The 21,535-nt window shown below is 54.0% G+C and carries 23 protein-coding genes and 1 riboswitch; all 23 genes read right to left on the bottom strand.

The window, feature by feature from the left end:
- Positions 1-4: 4 nt before the first annotated feature.
- Positions 5-1,078, bottom strand: coding sequence for a M24 family metallopeptidase (locus BUB67_RS03900; RefSeq protein WP_073236050.1), 1,074 nt, complete (start codon positions 1,076-1,078; stop codon positions 5-7).
- Positions 1,075-1,524, bottom strand: a complete 450-nt coding sequence (gene aroQ / locus BUB67_RS03895) for a type II 3-dehydroquinate dehydratase (RefSeq protein WP_073236206.1) — start codon at positions 1,522-1,524, stop codon at positions 1,075-1,077. Before aroQ ends, BUB67_RS03900 begins: the two co-directional genes overlap by 4 nt.
- A 177-nt stretch (positions 1,525-1,701) precedes the next feature.
- Entirely contained in the window at positions 1,702-3,048 is a 1,347-nt protein-coding gene (locus tag BUB67_RS03890; protein ID WP_073236046.1) for a TldD/PmbA family protein, read from the bottom strand.
- A gap of 429 nt (positions 3,049-3,477) precedes the next feature.
- Positions 3,478-3,690 (bottom strand): sporulation peptidase YabG, encoded by a 213-nt coding sequence (locus BUB67_RS03880; RefSeq protein WP_011877409.1) that lies wholly within the window; start codon positions 3,688-3,690, stop codon positions 3,478-3,480.
- A gap of 132 nt (positions 3,691-3,822) precedes the next feature.
- The gene (locus BUB67_RS03875) at positions 3,823-4,572 is read right to left on the bottom strand and encodes a prepilin peptidase (RefSeq protein WP_073236043.1); all 750 of its coding nucleotides are present in this window, start codon (positions 4,570-4,572) and stop codon (positions 3,823-3,825) included.
- 224 nt (positions 4,573-4,796) lie between these two features.
- Entirely contained in the window at positions 4,797-6,176 is a 1,380-nt protein-coding gene (locus BUB67_RS03870; protein ID WP_073236040.1) for a pilus assembly PilX N-terminal domain-containing protein, read from the bottom strand.
- Between the two features lie 27 nt (positions 6,177-6,203).
- A complete protein-coding gene (locus tag BUB67_RS03865; RefSeq protein WP_073236036.1) occupies positions 6,204-6,821 on the bottom strand; it encodes a PulJ/GspJ family protein in 618 nt (205 codons plus the stop codon).
- 27 nt (positions 6,822-6,848) lie between these two features.
- Positions 6,849-7,178, bottom strand: coding sequence for a hypothetical protein (locus tag BUB67_RS03860; RefSeq protein ID WP_143156998.1), 330 nt, complete (start codon positions 7,176-7,178; stop codon positions 6,849-6,851).
- A 55-nt stretch (positions 7,179-7,233) separates the two neighbouring features.
- On the bottom strand, positions 7,234-8,412 hold the full coding sequence (locus tag BUB67_RS03855) for a type IV pilus modification PilV family protein (protein ID WP_073236029.1): 1,179 nt from the start codon (positions 8,410-8,412) through the stop codon (positions 7,234-7,236).
- 139 nt (positions 8,413-8,551) lie between these two features.
- Positions 8,552-8,896 (bottom strand): type II secretion system protein, encoded by a 345-nt coding sequence (locus BUB67_RS17145; protein WP_073236027.1) that lies wholly within the window; start codon positions 8,894-8,896, stop codon positions 8,552-8,554.
- A gap of 95 nt (positions 8,897-8,991) precedes the next feature.
- Entirely contained in the window at positions 8,992-10,068 is a 1,077-nt protein-coding gene (locus BUB67_RS03845) for a hypothetical protein (protein WP_073236024.1), read from the bottom strand.
- Positions 10,068-10,697: a hypothetical protein gene (locus BUB67_RS03840; protein WP_073236021.1), complete on the bottom strand. Its 630-nt coding sequence runs from the start codon at positions 10,695-10,697 to the stop codon at positions 10,068-10,070. Before BUB67_RS03840 ends, BUB67_RS03845 begins: the two co-directional genes overlap by 1 nt.
- Positions 10,698-10,748: 51 nt before the next feature.
- Positions 10,749-11,222, bottom strand: coding sequence for a type IV pilus inner membrane component PilO (locus tag BUB67_RS03835; RefSeq protein ID WP_084127633.1), 474 nt, complete (start codon positions 11,220-11,222; stop codon positions 10,749-10,751).
- Positions 11,223-11,284: 62 nt separating this feature from the next.
- Positions 11,285-11,923: a PilN domain-containing protein gene (locus tag BUB67_RS03830; RefSeq protein ID WP_073236016.1), complete on the bottom strand. Its 639-nt coding sequence runs from the start codon at positions 11,921-11,923 to the stop codon at positions 11,285-11,287.
- Between the two features lie 2 nt (positions 11,924-11,925).
- A complete protein-coding gene (gene pilM / locus BUB67_RS03825) occupies positions 11,926-12,921 on the bottom strand; it encodes a type IV pilus biogenesis protein PilM (protein ID WP_073236203.1) in 996 nt (331 codons plus the stop codon).
- A gap of 47 nt (positions 12,922-12,968) precedes the next feature.
- Complete coding sequence (locus BUB67_RS17315) at positions 12,969-13,475, bottom strand: type II secretion system F family protein (RefSeq protein WP_338011673.1); 507 nt, start codon at positions 13,473-13,475, stop codon at positions 12,969-12,971.
- Positions 13,476-13,520: 45 nt separating this feature from the next.
- Positions 13,521-14,177 (bottom strand): type II secretion system F family protein, encoded by a 657-nt coding sequence (locus BUB67_RS17310; protein ID WP_338011672.1) that lies wholly within the window; start codon positions 14,175-14,177, stop codon positions 13,521-13,523.
- A gap of 39 nt (positions 14,178-14,216) precedes the next feature.
- Positions 14,217-15,299, bottom strand: a complete 1,083-nt coding sequence (locus tag BUB67_RS03815) for a type IV pilus twitching motility protein PilT (RefSeq protein ID WP_073236012.1) — start codon at positions 15,297-15,299, stop codon at positions 14,217-14,219.
- A 1-nt stretch (position 15,300) separates the two neighbouring features.
- The gene (locus BUB67_RS03810) at positions 15,301-16,977 is read right to left on the bottom strand and encodes a GspE/PulE family protein (protein ID WP_073236009.1); all 1,677 of its coding nucleotides are present in this window, start codon (positions 16,975-16,977) and stop codon (positions 15,301-15,303) included.
- A 78-nt stretch (positions 16,978-17,055) separates the two neighbouring features.
- Positions 17,056-17,140: riboswitch (cyclic di-GMP riboswitch) on the bottom strand.
- A 245-nt stretch (positions 17,141-17,385) separates the two neighbouring features.
- On the bottom strand, positions 17,386-18,837 hold the full coding sequence (locus tag BUB67_RS03805; protein WP_073236006.1) for a TldD/PmbA family protein: 1,452 nt from the start codon (positions 18,835-18,837) through the stop codon (positions 17,386-17,388).
- A 170-nt stretch (positions 18,838-19,007) separates the two neighbouring features.
- Positions 19,008-19,766: a type IV pilus inner membrane component PilO gene (locus BUB67_RS03800; RefSeq protein WP_073236002.1), complete on the bottom strand. Its 759-nt coding sequence runs from the start codon at positions 19,764-19,766 to the stop codon at positions 19,008-19,010.
- A complete protein-coding gene (locus tag BUB67_RS03795) occupies positions 19,735-20,433 on the bottom strand; it encodes a PilN domain-containing protein (protein WP_073235999.1) in 699 nt (232 codons plus the stop codon). Before BUB67_RS03795 ends, BUB67_RS03800 begins: the two co-directional genes overlap by 32 nt.
- Positions 20,426-21,517, bottom strand: coding sequence for a type IV pilus assembly protein PilM (pilM, locus tag BUB67_RS03790; RefSeq protein ID WP_073235995.1), 1,092 nt, complete (start codon positions 21,515-21,517; stop codon positions 20,426-20,428). The genes BUB67_RS03795 and pilM (BUB67_RS03790) overlap by 8 nt, the downstream gene beginning before the upstream one ends.
- Positions 21,518-21,535 lie beyond the last annotated feature (18 nt).

The following is a 21,535-nucleotide window of genomic DNA, read 5'->3' as shown; positions in this document are numbered from 1 at the left end:
AATTTTAAAGTTTTAATAGCTCATGTTTTGGCGAAGAGGTCAGGATCTCACAGCCCTCTTCGGTTACCAGTATACTATCCTCTATCCGCACCCCGCCCCAGCCGGGCAGGTAAATGCCGGGTTCCACAGTAACCACCATACCTGCTTTTAACACAGTGTCATCTTTGGCGGCCAGCCTTGGTCTTTCATGTATGGCCAGCCCCACCCCGTGACCGGTGCCATGCCCGAAGTATTCCCCGTATCCCCGGTCGGTAATGATTTGGCGGGCGGCCTCGTCCACTGCCCTGGCCGTCACCCCTTCTCGTACCGCAGCCAGTCCGGCCAACTGGGCTTCCAGGACAATGTTATAAATCTCCTGCTGCTTCTCATCCGGTTCACCCAGTACAACGGTACGGGTCATGTCCGAGTTGTACCCCCGGTAAAGGGCGCCGAAGTCCATGGTTAACAGGTCACCGGGCTGTAGCTGCCGGTCGCCGGCCACACCATGGGGCAGGGCAGACCGGGGCCCGGAGGCTATAATGGTATCAAAGGCGGTTCCCGCTGCTCCCTGCCGGCGCATAAAAAACTCCAGTTCCAGGGCCAGGTCCTTTTCGGAAACGCCGGGTTTTATGTAATTTAAAATATGGGCAAAGGCCTTGTCCCCAATCTCCATGGCACGGCGGATGATGCTGATTTCCTCGTCATCTTTAATCAACCTCAGCTCTTCTACCAATCCGCTGCCCGGTTCAAGGCCAATGTCCCGGAGATGTTCCTTTAGTTCACGGTACTGTTTTACCGTGAGATGCTCTTCTTCAAAAAATAGCTTTTCACTTTTATACTGCCTTAATACTTCAGCTACCGCTCCAAAGGCGGATCCCTGTTCAATTTTAACCACGTTAAAATGGGGGCTTTGCTGCTTCACCTGTTCAACATACCGGAAATCCGTTAAAAAATCCGCTGTTTCCAGTCCAATCAGCAAAACTCCGGTGGTACCGGTAAATCCACTGAGGTATAAACGATTCTCAGGTTTCGTTATAAGTATATGGGAAATTCCCCTCTGGGACATCTGCTGGCGAAGCTTTTCCAATCGTTTATTCAATTTGTTTTCCTCCTGGATTGTGCGAGGGATACCGCTGCCCTGAGGCCCAGAAGATAACTTTCCGGGCCAAAACCGCTGATTTGCCCGGCGGCCACCGGTGCAATAACGGATTTGTGGCGAAACTCCTCCCGGGCATGGATATTGGACAAATGGACCTCCACCACCGGAATATCCAGGGAAGCCACAGCATCCCGCAGGGCGATGCTGTAATGGGTAAAGGCCCCCGGGTTAAACACCACGGCATCCATGACCTCGGTGGCTGCCTGGAGTTTATCGATCAATTCTCCCTCGTGGTTGGATTGAAAACACTCTACTTCCGCCCCTAACTCCCGGGCCAATTCTTTAACCAGGGAATTAATTTGTTCCAGCGTGACGGTGCCATAAACCGCAGGTTCCCTTTTGCCCAACCGGTTGAGGTTGGGACCGTGCAAAACCAGAATATTCATGATAATTTCTCCCAAAGGTCGGCAATCCTGCCAAACCCGCATTACCGACACACATTTTACCATATTTAATACCTCTTTGGAAAGGGGCTTGCTCAGATGAATGCATAAGAAAACCCGGGCACCGGCAAAAGTTTTACAGACTGTTTACCCTGGTTAACCCGGGTTCTTGGTTTTTTATTAACTGCCGCTCAAGGTCATGGCAGCAATGCGCAGGGTGGGGGATCCTTTGCCGCCAAAAAACTCCAGGTCGCTGCCTACAGCGTCAACTGAACCAAGCAAATCCATAATATTGCCGGCAATGGCCACGCCGCGCACCGGCCTGGTAAATTGGCCGTTTTCAATCCAGAGGCCGGCCGCCCCCAGTGAAAAATCGCCGGAAATGGGATTGGCGGTGTGCATGCCGAGCACTTCGGTAACATACAGGCCCCGGGCGACATCTTTAATAATTTGCTCACCGCTGACCTGACCCGGCCGGATGAAGAAGTTGGTGGTTCCCACTTCCGGTGTGCTTTTAAAGGAACCCCGCACGCCGTTGCCGGTAGAGCGGACACCTTCCCTGGCGGCGGTATAGGTGTTGTGCAGGAATCCCTGCAGCATGCCGTCTTTAATCAGGACGGTTTCAGATGTAGGCACCCCTTCCCCGTCAAAGGGAGCGGAAACAATACCGCCGGGCAGCCGCCCGTCGTCTACGATGGTGACCAGCGGGCTGGCCACCTTTTGTCCCACTTTGCCCGCAAACAGGGAACGTCCCTTTTGCACCGCTTCCCCCGACAGGGCAGGGGCCAGCAACCCCAGGAAACCGGCCGCCACATAGGGATCCAGCACCACCGTGGCTCGCTGGGAATTAACCGGTTTGGCGCCCAGCATGCGAACCGCCCGCTCCGCTGCCTGCCGCCCAATTAAAGCGGGATCCAGATCGGCCAACTGAAGACTGTATTTCATGGCAAAGCCGGTCTGGCTGTCCTCCCCTTCTCCTGCCACCAGGGATAGGTAAATGCCGCAATAGGCGCTTTTATACCAGGCCTGTAAACCCAGGGAATTAACCACGCTGACAGCAACCTCGGCATCCTGATAGGCGGAACTCTCGATGACTTTTACCCTTGCATCAAAGGCTTTGGCTGCCCTTTCCATGGCCAGGGCCATGTCTATTTTGTGCTCAACGGTGGCCTCGCGAATGGCCGGGTCGTAAATTGCCAGCTCCGGATAGGGGCCTGTTATTTCCGGCAGCGTGTAGAATTGGTCCGGCTCGGCAATGGGGCTGTTGGCCAGGGCCTGGCTCACCACCCGGGCCAAACCGCTCTCATTAAGCTCGGTGGTATAGGCAAAACCTACCCGCCCATGGTTGATGACGCGCAGTCCTAAACCACGATCTTCCGCCAGTTTCATGGTTTCCACTTCTTGCTGGCGCACTTCTATCAGCAGCTCTTTGCTGCTCAGCAGGTAAGCTTCGGCCATGGCCGCCCCGGCGGCTTTGGCTTTTTGCACAGCATTTTCGGCAATGGTTAGATAGTTGTGATTATGCAAGGAAACAGCATCTCCTTTCTTACACCATAAGTATTGTTCTCTCACAGACAAAATATTCCTTCCGGGGGCAGGGTGATTCAGCTAACAAAACTTTGCCCCCATAAAAAACGAAGCCGCCCCGCCGGGCGGCCCAGAGTGTCGACAAACATTATCGGTGGTTTATGATCCCCTTTGGCTCCGGTCTACGCACCGACAGCACTATGATTCGCTACGGTCGCCATTGGGGTCGCCTCAAACGGGCCCTCCTGGCCCGGTTCGGCTGGCGCCCACGTCCTGTGGGCGCCACCCCAATGGCTCCTTCGCTCATCAAGTGCTGTTACCGGTGCTTCGACAAGTCGCCGGCAGGGGATCATAAAACCACCTTGACATTGTTTTGCAGCCTTTGTCTACAGTCTGAGCCGCCCTGCCGGGCGACCTGGAACGGTTGGCTTAATGCACAAAGTTTTGGGTTAAAGCAAAGAGTTTTCTGGCTGAGACGGGATTTAATTCCTGCACAGACGCTTCCACAATCAGGTTTGGATCCAACAAAGCTAATATAGCAACCTTTTCACCGGTTCTCTGGTTAGTATAAAAGCCCAAAACACAAAACTGCATGTCTTCCCCATAAATTTTTCTGGTTACGATATCACCTATTTTCACCAGCCACGACCCCCTAGACGCCTATTCTCAACAAAAAACTCATGAGTCCTCTGCCGTTTTCTACATTAACATATGACGTCCGGCTATCAGGTGTGTCTGGCCACGGATTCTTTTTAGGAAGGTTCTTTGCATATATTACGAGAGCAAATTAATATACCAGGCTGCCAACTGCTCTCCTGCCACAGCTGCTATAAGAGAGCCCAGGGCTAAAAAAGGCCCAAAGGGAATGGGGTCTTTCCTGCCTTTGCGGCCTGTGGCCAGCAAGACCAGGCCGGTGGTGCCCCCCAGCAAAAAAGCTATCAGCAGGGCCACTGCCACTTGCTTTAAGCCCAGGAACAGCCCCATGACGGCAGCCAATTTGATATCGCCGCCTCCCATCCCCCCCTTGGCCAGCAGGGCAATGGCCAGCATAAGTATCCCGGCGGCCAGCAAACCTGCAATACCGTCTTTCAGCAGCGCCGGCCCTTGCAGATATAAAAAGGGTATACCCAGCAAGGCGCCGGCCAGCAGGATGCCGTCCGGGATGATTTGGTGCTGCAGGTCGATTACGGCAACAACCAGCAGCAGGGAAAAGAACACCAGCATGGCGGCGGCCTGCCAGGACAGCCCCCAGTAATACAGGACGGCCGTAAACAGCAAACCGCCGGCCAGCTCAACCAGGGGGTAGTGCCAGGCAATGCCTGCACCACAGTAGCGGCATTTGCCTTGCAGTATAATAAAACTGACCAGGGGAATTAAGTCCCAGGGCCTTAACCTGGTGCCGCAAGAAAAACAGTGGGACGGCGCGGTAACTACCGACCTGCCTAAGGGCACCCGGACAATACAAACATTTAAAAAACTGCCTGTAATTAATCCCAGGATAAACCAAAGAACATATATTTCCATGTATTTGCTTCAATCCTTTAATCTTTCCATCATTTATTTTTGCTTGCCTGCGATCCCTGTCAATAATTTATTGCTTTTTGCCGTCCTTGCTGCAAGTAAGTTGAAAATAATCAGTCAGTGACCGGTGAGCCGGTTAATAATCCCGGCTGGACAATAAATAACATACTGTGCAGGTGTACCTGTCTAAAGTAAATGTGCCGCAATAAATCTGCCGCCGGGATGGCTTAGGGATTAGCCACCTCTTGCCAGTAATCCACTTCCCAGCCTGCTTCGCTTGGTTCCAAAAAATGCGGCGGCGTCTGGTAATTCATGCGCGGGTCAAAGGAATAATTTTTGCTGTAGCCGGTCTGCCCGACTAAGCCAACCGGCAAACGTTGGTGCTGGATCAGGGAACCGATCAGGTTGATGGTTCCTTTATCGTACAAATCATAGGTTTCATAGCCGAAGCCTTTGTTAATGGCAAAAACCACCCCTTGAATGGCAATGTCATAGGGTGCTACGTCCGTAACACTGCCGGTAAACCAATATTGCCCTAAAATCCAAACATTATTGTTGGCCACCAGCCCCAGCATATCATTCCCGCTGACCGTCCAGCCCACCTGTTCGCTGTTCTGGTAAACCGGGGTAAAGGTGGTGGCGGCATAGCGTACCCCGCCGGTGGCGGCAGCTTTTTTGTAATCATAGTTGGTGGGGTCTTTGCCGGTAATGTAAATGTCGTTGGCTGCCCCGACGGTTAACTGCCCCTTTAAGGTGCCGGAAATAAAGGCATTGCCCCGGGAGAGGTCAAACTTGTTAATGCTGTACTGGTCATTGCCGGTGGTGCCGTCCACATAAATGACCCCGTTAGCCGGCAGCGGCCGGGTTTCCGGGCTGTCCAATTTCCCGTCATCCCCGGCACGCTTGGCATTGCGGGTGACAATCTGGCCGCTGCCCAGCAGCATAATGCAGGTGCGCCCCTCGTAGTAATAGCCGCCCTGCCTGGCCAAAAGCTTAAGCTGGTTATTGCTGGCAGGAAATACCAGGCCGGCCACCTTTTGGGGCGGGCCTGCCCGGAAATCAGGGTTGTATTTAGTGCCTTTAATCAACTGGTTGCTGTAGGTAACCTTGCCGTAAAAGACAGGCCTGCCCTGAATACGCAGGTCGGTGTTGGTGTGCAGAGGCCCGTAGCACTTTTCACCGTCCGCCCACCAGATATCGGAACCGTCATCGTGGGATAAATAAACATGCTGGTTAAACTGCCGCTTTCGGAAGCGGGTTTCAATGGTCCGCTTGTTGGTGGGGTCGGCGGCCGGCCACCCGGTGGCACGCAGGGTAACCGTCTGCTGGCCGGTATTTATTAACTGCAGCCGGTAGTAGCCGTCGGTAAACTTGATATCCTTATTAAACTCAACATTATTGGGGGTGCCTTCGTTGAGGTGCCAGAGGTAGTTTTGACAGCCTGCCTCGGCGTAGTGCAGAGCGTCCTGGCTGCCGGCATAACGGCTGCCCAGGGTAGTCTGGCTGGTTACCAGATAAGCGGCGGTAAAGCCGAGCAGGGTAAAGACAGTTATAAACACCAGCACCATAGGTAAGGCAATACCCCTTTGATCCCGCCATACACCCATTTATCTCACCCCTTTGCTGCAGCAGTATCATTCCGCCGCCGACCGGCTGCGGATAACCAGGCTGCTCTTGACAGTAACGGGTTTGCTTAAACCGTCGGCGTTGATGATTAAATTTATCTGTACCACATTAGGATAATTTTCTTTGAGGGAAAAAACAGGCTGGTCGGCGGTATTGGCCACCCCGGCCACCACCGTCTGCCAGGTCGCCGGGCTGCCGTAGGTATAGGGAAAGGCATCCGGCTGCCGGCTCTGGCGCAGCGCCACCCCCCGCTGCAGGGTACCGTTTTGCAGGCGGTAGCAAACCCGTTCGGGTTTGCCGTCATTATTAACATCCGTATAAATATCCAGCTGGCTGCCGGCGGGCGTAACACCGTCGGCAATATTGACGGCAGCTAAGTTGGCGGTGGCTTTGCGGGCGCTGCGTATTTCCCTGGCCAGCTGCATAACCGCCAGGCGGGCTTCCTGGATGGTGCCTGCTTCCGCCTCAGCCCGCTGCCAGCTGCGCTGGCTGAAAAAATAAAACTGGTAAGCGGCAGCCAGCACAAGGCTGAGCAGGGCCAGTGCAATGATTAATTCCACCAGTGAAAAACCCCGGTTGTTCCTAAGTTTTTTACGGCAGCAGCCCATCAACCTTTTATATGGCATATACTTTCACCCTCTTGCGGCGGCCGGTCAGCGCCTGATTAAGCCGCCCTGCTCCGGTGTTTTACTGTAGTCCGCGGGCAGGCTGAAGCCGTGCGGCCAGTAATAAGCGCCGGGTTCAACGATTTGTTGATCACCCAGCCAGACGCCCTTGGCAAAATACACCTCACCGTAGGTTGGACCAGGCAGGCCGCCTGTCTCCCCGCCGGCTGTATCTCCCTGGGGCACGAACAACAGTAATTCACCGGCCGGTTTGTTATTATGTTCCTCCAGCACCACCTTGCCCTTGAAGACAATTTGCCGGCTGCGCAGGGTGAGCCGGAACCGGCTGGCAATCTCCAGGTCTTTTTGCCAATACATGGCTGAAGCGGTAAAATCCGACTGCATATTTTCGGTGGTTTTGATAGGGGATTGGTTATTCGCCGGTTGAAAAATTACTGGCAGCGGCCTGCCCGGCATCTCCGGGGGGCGACGGTATGGCTGCCAGGTAAATGACCAGCTGTTTTACCGTTCCCGGCCCGGCAAAACGCCCATCCCAGTCTTTTTCGCCGTTGTCGTCCCGCTCAACCACCCGGGAGAACAAGTATCCGGTTGCCTCGTCGGGGGTTACTGTCAGTTGGTATTGCCCGGGGTAACCGCTGCCCACCGGCCAGAGAGGGGGCAGCAAATCATCCGGCAGCCGTCCGTCTGCCTGCAGGTGGTCGGCGGTCACCACTTTCTCAACAGCCGCCCCGTAAGGGGCAGTAAGATGCAAAACCATCTGCCCGGCCAAGCCGGTTATCGGTTTGTGGGCGAGGTCTTCCAACTTCAGTCGCAGGCGGGCCGGGTACTCCACCTCAAACTTATTGGCCGCAGTGCTGCCTTCTGCTACCTGGGCCTGCCAGACAGCCTGGTCGGGCCGTGGCATCATGCCCAGGCTGTAGGGACGCACTTCTACGGTGTAAGTGCCGGGCTTGAGGCCGGCAAAAATGGCGCCGCCGTAGCGGGTGGTCCAGAGGGTCTGGGGCGCACTGGGCCCTGCCGTAAGCTCCACCGTCACGCTTTCTACCGGTACATCCGGAGCAGCGGCATCCGTCCGCCAGCCCCGGAAGACACAGGCCCTGATATTGCCGCCGGGCAGTAAAACCTGCTCTCCTTCCCGGGCCACCAGGGTCTGGGCATCCGCCCGGACAGCGGCCCCGTTGTTAAAAAAGCCCTGGGCGGTCACAACAACCCTGACCAGTTTGTAGTCGTAAGGCAGGCCGCTGCCTGTGCAGCTGCCGGTGCCGGCCGGGTCATCCACCCAGTTGATCCAGGTTTGAATGGTATAAGTAATGCCGTCCAGGGTGACGGTTTGCACAGGCGGTATGTCGCCGGCCGGGTTGCCGCCCTGCACCCCCACATCGTTATAGGGACGGCTGCGGATTTCCTCAATCATGTTGTCAGCCAGGTTGCCGGCGGTCAGGCGGGCCCGGTTGGCCTGGGAACCCTGGGCAATAAAGGTGGACAGGGGGATATAAGCCAGGACAAACACCAGCAAAACGGTGATGGCCACCAGCAGTTCCACCAGGGTAAACCCCTGCCGGTTAGACAATTGATTGGTCAGCAACCTCACCCGCTCGCCTCCTTTGCTGATTGTTTACGCCGCATTGTTGCAAGGGGAGTGCGCAATCAGCACTCCCCTGGAGAATGTGGTGTTGTGGACGATGAATAAAAATTTATTTCTATTAAGGTGTGCCTTAATTTGTGCCTGGTTATTGGTTGCCTTCTACTGTTATTACTCCATTAGTAACAGTAACTTTGTAAGTTTTACCTTGATTTTTAGGGTCTTTAGGCCACTCTGCCAGATATTTTTTCCAAGTATCTTCTTCTGGCCACTTAAAATCAGTATCACTCGTTTCAGCCATATACTGAGCCGCAGCACCTTGTAATGTCCTAATATTTGCCTTATCTGCATTATCTTTTGCGGTTTGCTGAGTTGAGTTATAAACCGGCACTGCAATGGCCACCAGGATGCCGATAATGACAACCACTACCATTAATTCCACCAGGGTAAAGCCCCGGCGGTTTTTTAACAGGGCGCACAGTTTTTGGAACATAATTTCACCCCCTTTCCGGTTAGTTTACATAAAATTTCATTACTGCTCTATATAAACAAATACTTAAAACGATTCTGATTCATATCTTCGTTATGTTAACTGTCCTGGCTGCCCATATTTCCTAAATCCATTTCCTGGATCAAATCGCGCAGCAGCCTGATTTTATCCGGCGTTTCCTCCACCCATAAAACATGCACAGGCGATTTGCTGGTGCCTAAATTCCTGGAGATGCTCATGTTGCTCACCGGTATGCCGCTTAACTGGCTGAGCAGGTCCCGGGCCGCCGCCAGCGTTTGGTGGGCATAGTCCCCCTTGGCGGTAATCAGGGGGGCTTTGGTTTTTTGGCGGGGCATATCCAGACTGTTCAGGGCACTTTTAACCTGGGTTTCTATCTTTTTGGGGCAGATCACCATAATTTCGTGGCCAAAGCGGTCACCGTCGGTGGTGATGGTTTGAAGGTCTTGAAAACCGAATTTCTCCAACCGCTTGGCGGCATCCTCAGCCACAATATAGGTCAGCTTGTAAACAAAGCGGGTTTTATCTTCTTCTACGGCCTGTTCCGGGACATCCACCGAGGCAATTACTTCCTTCACTTTTTTCAGGCCGGCGGCAGTGCCCTGCACCCAGATCACATGGGGATTGGTATCCAGTACCACACTTTTTACCCCCTGGATGCCCAGCTCGCTCAGCATGCTTTTTAGTTTATCGGTTTTAATATAAACGGTGTCAAAGCGGGTAAGCACCATCTGGTCAAAGAAATCCTGCAGCAGGGTATCCGGCGGGCCCACCACAATAATATCACCCTTTTGCAGGTAGGCCAGGCCTTTGCTCTGGATAATCAGTTCCATGGCCAGCCGGGGAGTTACACGGTAGGCCCGGAAGGTTACCGGTTCGGGTTCTGTATCCAGCAGCAGGATGTTGACGCCCATTTTTACGGCCAGGGCGGACAGCACATCGCGCAGGTCGGCATCCCGCACATCCATATTCATGCTGCCGATGTCGTAGGCCGCCTCTGTGAAAGCCGGGTAGTCGGAACCGGCCGCCAGGGCATCGTCGGCCGCTGCCGCCCCGGCCGGGTACAGGCTGCCGGCCAGCCACACTATTATTAACAGTTTATTCAGGTAGGCCTTTAACCTATGTCGGCAGGTTAGCCGTCCTGTTTTACCCCGCATCAGTTGTCACCCCCTTTGTTTTGACTGCCGGCCGGTTGGGCGGCAGCCGCGCCCGCCGCTTGCTTATCCTGCTTGGCTGCTGCAGGCGATGCTTCCCTTTTCACTCGTCCGTTGAATTCCAGATATATTTTGCCGCTTGCCGCTTGCAGAACCACCGAGTTGTTGTTAACTTCCTTCACCACCAGGCCGCCTGCCAGTTCTTGGCCCGGCCCCACAATATAAGAAACGTTGCCTGCTTCAATAATGGCCAGGTTGTCGCCACCGCCGCCGGTAATTACACCCTTCAGCTGCAGCGAGCCGCTGAAGGGATCCCTGGGCTGGGGGCGTTCCTCCATGGTTCGCTTGGTTTCCGGCAACAGAGTGGTGGTGGGTTGGGAAGCGGCGGAGCCGGCCTGGTTTAACCCTGCCCCGGCGGGGGCCGGCCGGTCAGCCTGGCTGTTGAAAAAAGCCACATTCCATTTAATGAGCAGGACAAGGCCAATAAGAACAAGCAAAGCACCGCCGGCCAGCAGAGATTGGCGCTTGTTTTGCTTAATGTAAGGTACTATATCTTCCACCTTAATTTCATTAAGCCGGGCCCAGAATTGTTTAATTGTCTCTTTATCTATTTTTATACGGTTATCTGCCATGGTGATACCGGTTCCTCCTGACGGTTATTGCTGGCCTAATGGCTTGGTAAATTACTTTAGTTGCCCGGTATAAAAAACAGCGGCGGTCAGCTCCACCCTCATTAGCGGCGCTTCCTGTCTGCCTTTGCCGATTTTTATTTCCTTAACTTTGACAGCCCGGGTGCCCTGCTGCAGATCCATCAAAAAAGCCAGCAGGCCTTCATACTGTCCTTCCAGAACAATGGTTACCGGCATCTCCACATATTCTTTTTGCTGGAGGTAGTCGGCAAATTGCACCTGCAGCAGTTGCAGGCCACAGTCATTGGCCATGCCCTGCCATTCGGCAAGCAGCCCGCCTTCGTCCGGCCGGTCGGGCAGCAGCCCCTGCAGGGTTGACAATTGCTGCTGCAAGCGGTCCGCCTGACCTTTGACCTGTGCCAATGCCTGCAGCCGCAGCCGGGCCTGCTGCAGGGCGTCCTGCTGGGCCGTCACCTGCTGCCGCACCGCCCGCAGGGTGCTGAACTGGCTGTAAACCAGCAACAGCATCACAACCAGGGCCGCGGCGCCAATAATGAGTGTAATTTTTTCTTTGGACAGGGTTCTTTCTGCTATGGCAAACCACCTGCCTTGCCCTGACTTAAGGACGGCCCTTGGCCGGCCGACAGGACCGCCTTAATCTCAAAGCGGCTGTAGGGACTCGCCGGGTCTGCTTGATCAATAAACCGGCAGCGGATGTCGGCCAAGCCGGGAATTTGTTGCAAATCTGTTAACCAGCGGGCCACCGCCGCGTGGTTAAGGGCGTTGCCCCGGATTACCATTTCACCCTTTGGCGCTGCCGGCTGCCCGCCGGCATCCGGGGCCCCCGCCGCCCCGCCGGTTTGGTATGCGGCCTGAAAATCCGTCAGCCAGACATCCGGCGGAATGGCTAGGCCGATGCCCTCTAAAATTTTATAATAGTCCGGCGGCGTGCCCATGGCGGTACGGTACAGGCCGGTTAGCCGGTTGGTCTGCGCCTGTAATTGTTCATAGGGCCGGTAAGCGGCCATGTCTTTTTGCAGGGCCTGTTGATCGGCCTGCAGCCGGGCCATCTCCTGCCGGGCTTGCAGGACAGCCAGGTGCAGCGCAGCATACACGCCCACCAGAAAGCACAAAATCACCAGGCCGGCCGCCAGGATTTTTTTCTGCCGCCGTAAGCGCTGCCGCTGCTGCAGTATTTCCGGAGGCAGCAGGTTGATTTTGATATCCATTGTTAAGCCCCCAATCCCCGCAGGGCCAGGCCGATGCACACCGCAAAGTCTGCTCCTGCCGCTCCTAAATCGACGCCGCTGGCCGGTAAAGATTGGCTGAGGTTTTGTAAAGGATCCAGCACTTCCACCGGCACTTCCAGTTCTTCCTGCAGCCGTTCCGGCAGTCCCTTAAGGCGGGCTCCGCGGCCGCTAAGCAGCACCGAATTAACCATACCGGCATTGCCCTGGGCAAGGTAGTAGCTTACCGAGGAACGAATTTCATTGGCCAGGGTAACAAGCCAATCCCCGTCCGGCGGCCGGGACAAGAGAGCTGCTTCTTGCAGGGCAAGGTCAGCTTCGCCGGCATAAGTGATTAAGGAGTGGGCAATTACTCTGGAAAACCTGGGTACTCCCCGGCTAACCAGTTGAATGGTTGTTAACCCGTTGGCAATATCAACCAGCACCAGGGTATCCGAACGCTGGGTGGCCGACAGGGTGCGCAGCAGGGCCAGATAGGAAATATCCAGTATCTCGGTCTGCAGGCCGGCAGCCTCCAGGGCCTGCAGGTTGGTTTGCACGATATCCCGCCGGGAGGCCACCAGCAAAACTTCCAGTTCTGCTGCCTTGGCTTTGCTTACCTCGCCCAGCAGGGCATAATCAAAAACCAGTTGGGAGATGTTGACAGGGAAATACTGGCCGGCCTGGAAACGCAGGGCCTGGGCTAACTTTTTTTCCGGTATTTTAGGTAGGGTGGCAATGCGCATAAACACATTTTGATTGCAAATTCCCAGCACCACACGCTGTTTGCTGATACCGCAGCGGGACCAGAGCTCCCGCAGGGCCCCGGCAACCACAGCCGCCTGTGCCACCACCCCTTCGGATACCGCCGGCAGCGGAATATCTATTTGACCGGCCGCCGCCAGGGAGACCGCCCGGCCGCTGCCCTTCAGTTCCACCGCCCGAATAACACCGGTATCTATTTCTACTCCCACAGCTCCCGGGTTTGTAAAAAATCCCATGCTTTTCCATTCAGCTCCGTATCGCGGTTTAATTTGACATAAAACACTCATCTGCCCACCGAGGTAACCACCGTAAAGATGGGCAGGTAGATGGCAATTACAATGGCACCGATGATGAAACCCACAAAGATAAGCAGCAACGGCTCAATCAGGGCGGTTAGTTCCTTGGTGACGGTGGCCACTTCTTCTTCGTAAAAATCTGCCACCCGCCCCAGCAGGGCAGCCAGCTGGCCGGTTTCTTCACCCACCGACACCATGTTAATAACCATGGGCGGGAAAAAACCGCTTTTCTTAAGCGGGGCAGCAATGCTCTGGCCCTCCTGGATACCCACCGCCGCCTGTTTGACGGTTTCCGCCACCTGGCTGCTGCCGGAGGCCGGCCCGGCCGCTGCCAGGGCCTGCAGTACCGGAATGCCGCCGCCTAAAAGGGTTGACAGGGTGCGGCAGAAGCGGGCAACGGTGGCTTTTTTAAAGAGGTCACCAAAGACAGGCAGACGAAATTTAATCTTATCCCAGGCGCGACTGCCGGCGGGGCTGTTGACATACCACCGCATCCCCCCAATGATGGCCGCCAGCCCCAACAGGTAGAAATACCAGAATTAGCGCAGTGAGCTGCTGAAACCCACCACCAGCCGGGTGGGCAGGGGCAGCGCCGCCTGCTGGGGGAAAAATCCTACAAATATCGGCACCACCCAAAACATCATGGCCAGTACAATAACGGTAGCAAATACAATGACCACCGAGGGGTAAAAGGTGGCGGACCGGATGCTGTCCCGCAGGTATTTTTCTTTTTCCAGCTGCTGGGACAGCCGCTGAAGAATTTCATTTAAAGCACCCCCCAGTTCGCCCGCTTTAATCATTTCTATGTACATGCCGGAAAAAATGTCCGGGTAGCCCCCCAGTGCTTCCGAAAAGCTCATGCCGCCTTCCACCCGGCGGGCTATTTCCCCGGTGCAGCTGGCCAGCCAGGCATTGCCGGTTTGCTCGCTGAGGGTATACAGGCAGCGGGTGAGGGGGATACCGGAAGCCAGCATGGCCGCCAGCTGGCGGCTGAAAAAAGCCAGTTCGCCCAGCTTTACTTTTTTGCGTTTTAAAAGAGAACCACGCAGGGGGGAGTCTTTAATTTCCTTTATCTCAACCGGGGCATACCCCATTTGGCTTAAACGGTCGGCGGCCGCTTGCCGGCTTTCCGCTGCCAGCCGGCCCTCCAGCAGATTGCCTGTTTTATCGATGACCTGGTAGGAATATAACGGCATACTATCTACCTGCTTTTAATTAAATACTTAAAATACTAATTAAAAACCCCTGCTGATGGCACGTTCCAGCTCCACCTTGTCTACACAGCGCTCCAGGGCCATGCTGCGGCTGATCCGTCCGGTCAGGCACAAGTTGGCCAGGGCTTGATCCATGGTCTGCATGCCGGCTGCCCGGGCTGTTTGCATAACGGTATAAAGCTGGTGTTCCTTGCCTTCACGAATCAGGTTTCTGACAGCGGGCGTGCTGAGCAGCAACTCCACCGCCGCCACCCTGCCCTGGCCGTCCGCCCGGGGAATTAACTGCTGGGCAATAATACCCTGCAGTGAATCGGCCAGCTGCTGCCTAATCTGGTTACGCATGCTGTCAGCAAACACATCCACAATGCGGTGGACGGCCAGGGCCGCGGTCTGGGTGTGCAGGGTGGAAAACACCAGGTGCCCGGTTTCCGCAGCGGTGAGGGCTATGGCAATGCTTTCCCGGTCACGCATTTCCCCCACCAGAATAACGTCCGGGTCGTGACGCAACACATGCCTTAGGGCGCTGGCAAAAGAATGGGTATCCACCCCCACCTCCCGCTGTTTAATAATGGATTTTTGATGGCTGTGCAAAAATTCAATGGGATTCTCGATGGTTACAATATTGCAGCTTCTCTCCCGGTTAATCACGTCAATGATGGCTGCCAGGGTGGTTGATTTGCCGCTGCCGGTGGGCCCGGTAACCAGCACCAAGCCCCGGGGCAGGCGGGCCAGCTCTTTCACCGAAGGCGGTAACCCAAGGTCCTCCAGGCGGGGAATCTGCATGGCTACTACCCGGAAGTTGGCCGCCAGCGTGCCCCTTTGCCACATAATGTTACCGCGAAAACGCCCAACGCCGGCAATTGAATAAGCAAAATCCAGTTCCAGGTCTTTTTCCAACTGTTCCCGGTAGTGGGGTTGTAAAATGGGGTAAATTAAATTTTGCACATCCTGGGGCAATAAACAGGGCAGGTCGGCCATCCTGACCAGTTCGCCGAATACCCGTACCACCGGCGGCGTTCCTACGTTCAGGTGCAGATCCGAACCGTTCATCCGGACGGTACGGGCCAGTATTTCATTGATGTGCGGCAATGCTTGTTCGCTCAATTTAAACGACCACCCTTAACACTTCCTCCAGGGAAGTGATACCTTGTTTCACCTTAAGCAAGCCGTCCTGGCGCAGGGTAACCATGCCCTCGGCCAGGGCTGCTTGTTTAATTTCCCTGGCCGAGGCCCGTGCCAGGGTTAAACGCTGGATTGTTTCACTGACAATAAGTAATTCATAAATGCCTGTGCGGCCCCGGTAGCCGGTATTGCTGCAACGCATGCAGCCCCTGGGCTTATAGAGGGTTATCCGGTTGCTTCCGGGGTCTATGGGAAAATCAGGCACATGGGCCAGGTCCTGCGGGGTCAGTTCAATCTTTTCCTTGCAATGGCTGCATAAGATCCTGGCCAAACGCTGGGCCAGCACACACACCAGCGAAGAAGCCGTTAAGAAAGGTTCGATACCCATCTCGGTTAACCGGCTGATGGCCCCCGGGGCATCGTTGGTATGCAGGGTAGAAAAGACCATGTGGCCGGTCATGGCAGATTCAATGGCAATTTTGGCTGTTTCATGGTCGCGAATTTCACCCACCATGATAACGTCAGGGTCGCTGCGCAGTATGGAACGCAGCCCGGAAGCAAAGGTAAGGCCGGCCTGCGGGTTAATTTGAATTTGGTTAATGCCTTCCATCCGGTATTCCACCGGGTCTTCCACGGTAATGACATTCTTGCTCACCCGATCCACCGCATTAAGGCCGGCGTACAGGGTGGTGCTTTTGCCGCTGCCGGTGGGGCCGGTGACCAGGATAAAACCATAGGGCAGTTTAATGGCTTCCCGGAAGCGTTCCAATACCGCCGGGGACAGCCCTAATTCTTCCAGGCTGATGCGGCGGGCCGAACTGTCCAGCAGCCGGAGGGTTAATCTTTCTCCGAAGCTGGTGGGCAGGGAAGCTACCCTTATATCGATGGGCTTTCCTTCTATTTTTACGGACATGCGCCCGTCCTGGGGTACGCGCCGGTCGGCAATGTCCATATTAGCCATCACTTTAATGCGGGAAACCAGGGAAGCGTGCATTTTTACAGGGGGCTCCATTATATCGTGCAGCACGCCGTCAATTCTGAAACGAACCCGCATGTGTTTTTCATAGCGTTCGATATGCACGTCGCTGGCATTGGCACTGACCGCCTGGGTTAGTATCAGGTTGGCCAGCTGCACCGCCGGCTGGCCGGTATCTTCCGGTTCGGCAAATAATTCAGTGACCGGCGCCGCTTCTTCTTCTGTTTGGCTAAACTCCATGCTGCTGCGGCTGTATTTTTCGATGGCCACTTCCAGCTCACTGTCCGGTGCAAATACCGGTTTGATGTCGTAGCCGGCCAACACCCGCAAGTCATCAATGGCCATGATGTCGGTGGGCTTTTGCATAGCCACCACCAGCTTGCCTTCGGCAAACCCGATGGGCAGCGCCCGGTAACGCTTAACGGCTTCCAGCGGCAAGGCAGCCAGCGCCGCCGGGTCAATATTATATTTTTCCAGGGACACAAAGGGTACCCCGGCATGCTTGGCAATTACCCTGGCAATATCGTCTTCCGAACAATAACCCAGCTGTACCAGGGCTTTGCCCAGGACCAGTGACTTGTCTTTATTTGATTTTTGGTAGGCCAGGGCTTCCTCCAGTTGTTTCTGGGTGATGATTCCTTCGTTAACCAGCCAGGTTCCTAAAAAACTGCGGGTGAATTTCATCGCCATTACCCCTGTTTTAAGGTGAAAATGAAAAAACCAAAACTCTAATTTAACTTAGGTTTTGGATAGCAGCATACCTAAGGCAACCCGGCCGCCATAGACAAATGTCCTTAGGCCCGTGGCTTTGCGTCCTCTTTTTTCAAAGAGTTTGCCTTTTGTATAGCGTCTGTTATTTATTGCCTTGCTTGTAATTATTTTCGTCACACAATTTAAAATTCCTACTTTGCATAATTAAAAACTTTGTTAAAAATCCACGTCCTGTGGGCGCCACCCCAATGGCTCCTTCGCTCATCAAGTGCTGTTACCGGTGCTTCGACAAGTCGTCGGCAGGGGATCATAAAACCACCTTGACATTGTTTTGCAGTCTTTGTTTACAGTCAGAAACGGCCTTGCGGCCGTTTCAGTGTGCTATATGCGCCTTATTTTACCATAACCGGCAGTAAGCCGGCGGCTCAGCTGCTTATCGCCAGACCCGTGAGCCGTCCCCCCCACAATCAATTCTTTGATGGCCATGGTTGGCTGGGCATCCGAAACCGGGGCACCCTGACCGTCCTTGCCGCAGGTGCCGATGGTAAAGCCCAGGTCGGAGCCCACCCGTTCCACCAGCCGCAAAACCTCCGGGCCGTTGCCGGTGAGGGTGGCGCCGCGCACCAGCGGGCCGATTTCCCCGTCTTGAATTAAGTAGCCTTCGGCCACGTCAAATACAAAATCTCCGGTGGTGGTATTTACCTGCCCGCCGCCCATTTTTTTCACCAGCAGGCCGCTTTTATAATCTTTAATGATTTTGTCCGGGTCTTCCTTGCCCGGGGCAATATATGTGTTGGCCATCCGGGGCAGGGGTTTGTGCTGGTAGGACTCCCGGCGTCCGTGGCCGTTGGATTCCCGTTTTTCTTTGCCGGCGGTGAGGCGGTCGTAAAGATAATCTGTTAAAATTCCCTTTTCAATCAGGGTTACTTTGCGGGAAGGAACCCCTTCATCGTCAAAACGGTAAGAACCGTAACGGTTGGGCAGGGTAGCATCGTCGATGACCGTGATTAATGGGCTGGCCACCGGCTGGCCCTTTTTGCCGGCGTATACCGACAGTTGTCTTTGCTCCAGGTCTGCCTCCAGGCCGTGGCCGCAGGCCTCATGGACCATGGTGCCGCCGGCTTCCCCGGCCATCACCACCGGCATTTTGCCGGAGGGCGCCGGGCGCGCGCTCAGCATATTCACCGCCCGCCGGGCCGCAACCCTGGCCAATTCCTCAGGGTTATATTGCTCAAATAGTTCAAAACCGGCCAGGCTCCCCACTGCATCGTAGCCTGTTTGGATATTCCCGTTTTCCGAGGCCACCACATTCACCACCAGGCGGGTACGTACTCTTTCATCCTCTACATAGGTGCCTTCGCTGTTGGCAATGGTGACTTTCTGCACCGTATCTCCGTAACCTACAATCACCTGCTTAATCTTTTCATTATCAACGGCCCGGGCAGCCCTATCCACCCTTTTTACCAGTTCTACCTTGCCGGAAGTGGGAACACTTTCCGGGCGGGTTTTAATTTCGAAGTTAACCAGGGGTTTTACAGTTGTAAGATCCAAATTTAGATCCTTTTTACCCCCCTGGGCGGCATGGCTGACAATCCTGGCTGCTTCCAGCAGTCCTTCCTTGCTGGTATCGTTTGTATAGGCATAGGCTGTGGCCTCACCGGACAGCACCCGGATGCCGGCCCCGGCATCCAAACCGGAACTTACCCGCTCAATTCTCCCGGCTTCCATGCCGATGCCGGTTGTCTGTTTCTCTTCAAGAAAAATATCAGCAAAGTCGCCCCCATTGGATAAAGCGACACTGAGTACTTCCTTTAAATCATTTTGATTGATCAATTTGGTATCCCTCCTAAAACAATCGGTCACAAGGTGATATTGGAGTTTGTTTACTAGTTTCCACCCCGGGCAAGCAAGATATGCAAAACCCGACATCATAAAGGAACCGGTACCTCAATATTTTATAGTATATTCTAGTTATTGCCAATCAGTTCTAACTTCATGACAGGTTAATTGTCAGGAAAATCTTTTTCTATAGAATTGGTCTCGATTGTCGGAATGGTTATTTCTTCCAGGTGAGAGACAGGTTCAACCGATTGAAAGGCATTGGCTCTTCCCACTGCCCAGCTTTCCATTAGCTTCCGGGCCTGATCTGCCGTTTTGACCGGCGCTCTGTGGGAAAAAAGAACCATATCCAGTTCCACATCAATCTCCCCGTTCTGGTGCCAGTCCGAAACTTCTGTGGTTGTACCCACTACGTTGGCCGGGGTTCCCTGATTCCCGGGAGAAAAATCAGCCCGTCTGATTTCTGAGGCATTGGGTAAATTTTCTAACTCCTTCAAAAACTCAACGATATCCAGGTATTGCCCGCTGATTTTAAGGGTAAGAGGTATCTCCAGGTGGTACTGTTTATCCACTACCGGCATAGGTTTAACCCCTTCTATGGAAACTCTACATTGATAAGCTTTCCAGGACAAATCTACCAGTGCACCGCCGGACTGCACCTGGGTATCGAAAAACGGCAGCACAGAGGCCAGTTTCTTTTCTACATCCTTCGCCTTTTGCCGCTGGGCCTTTTCCCCGGCCAGCATGCTTCTGGCCATGGCTAATTGCTGCCGGGTTTCAACCAGTTTACTCTTGTTCTCCAGATATGCCGTAATCTGTTTTTCCAAAACAAACCTGTATAGCCCGGTAAACAACAGCAGCAGACCCAAGGCACTTAATAAGACCTTTTCTCTAGGGCTGAGATTTTGGTATTTCTTTAACATCCCATTCTCCTCCCCTCACGCTGGCGGCCAGTTCAAACAGAATGATTCCCTTTTCCTTGTCATGTTTTGCTTCTACCAGTTTGACGGAATCAAAATAGGGGAGACGGCTAAGGTTGTTCACCAGCACACCTACGGAACCCATGGTCCAACAGGTTCCGTAAAGATACATTACATTGGGAACCGGAGGAGATTGGAGGTTGCTTACCGGCTTCCCCTTTGACTCAGCGCTTTCTACCTTGACTTCTGCCACAGGCTTATAGCCAGATGAAGCAAAGCCCCCGCTTCCCGGCGGCCTTTCCACCTTTTTGATTTCCAGTCGGTTAATCCAGGTATCCCTGGGCAGGGCCAGGGATAAATCCTGCAGCATCCGGTGCCAGGAAAGACGTTTTTCAAGAATGCGAGAGAAGGTATAGTACTGCTCCTGTTTCGCTTTGATTTCCCCTTTGAGCCTCTGTATCTCCGCCACCCTGGGTCGCAGTTTGGCCAGTTCTTCAGTGTCCCGGTCCAACCGGTGTTGGTCGGAGATGAATTGAAGGTAAAAAATCCCGTAACCGATAAGAAGAGACAGAAGAACAATGCCACTGCCGCCCAAAACAAGAAGTTTACGTTTGCAAATAGCAACATCCCGATGTTGGAGATACTCGGGGAGTAAATTTACCTTATACATGCTCTTCCACCTCCCCCATGAGCAGCCCCAGGGCCACTGCATAGGCAGGGTCATATTCAAATAAAGCTTCTTGTTGATCATTTAATATGTAGTTGTTCCAGCAGTCAGGTATCTTGATTTCCGTGACAATGCCCCATCTTTCAGTCAGGTAGTCTGCTAAACCAGTGAGTTTGGCAGTGCCGCCGGCCAGAAGGATATTATTCACAGGCACACTGCCTGGCTGGGAACAATAAAAATCCAGTGATCGCTCCACCTCCCGGGCCAGGGTATCAATCCCCTGCCTGAGATAAAAGTCCAACTGTAGCCTGGCCGGGAAGGAGGTTGTTGTTTCTTCCGTTAGCTGCCGGGCTTCCTCACCGCTGATTCTGTAATGACCGGCTATGGCCTCGATCACTGCGTTACCACCGGCAGCCATAACCCTGACAAATTTTATCTCCCCGCCTTTTATAATCACCAGTTGGGAATTACCGGCACCGATCTCCAATACGGCCACTGCTTCGGCATTGCCTTTGTCTAAGGTTGCAGCCCTTTGATCTTTGCCGAATAACCGCCAGAGAGCAAAGGCTTGTAAATCCACCGCCCTAATTTTTAGCCCTGCCATCATGAAGATATGATAAACCTGTTCCACCAGGGCCGTTGGAACAGCAATTAGCATCAGGTTGATGTGGGTCATCCCGTCCACGGATTCTTCCCCCAACTTTACATAACGTACCGTAAGATCCTCTATCGGCAGGGGAATATGTTTTTTAGCCTCCGCCCAGGCAGTTTTTTGCAGTTCAGCATCAGGCATAACGGGTACTCTAATCTGGCGGGTGATAACCTTGGAGCCAGAGATGGCAGTGATTACCTCTGTACCGGTCACCCCGGCGGTTTCCACAAGCCGTGAGATAACCCGGGCCAGTTCTTCTTCATCTAGTTTTACCCCGTCCCTTAACGGAGGGGTCGGCATACTACCAAGAGCTGTTATATAAGGTAGACCCTTGCGTCGTTTTATCTCCATCACTTTAGTTGTATGTGAGCCTATGTCAATCGCAGTTAAACAAGGCTGCTGCCTGGATAAGAGTTTTTGTAACAGCTTTTTCACCTTGCACCTCTCAACATC

The sequence above is a fragment of the Desulforamulus putei DSM 12395 genome, assembly GCF_900129195.1.
GTDB classification, from domain to species: Bacteria; Bacillota; Desulfotomaculia; order Desulfotomaculales; family Desulfotomaculaceae; genus Desulfotomaculum; species Desulfotomaculum putei.
Note: the sequence above shows the minus strand (reverse complement) of the source record. Positions and strands in the feature narration are given on the sequence as shown.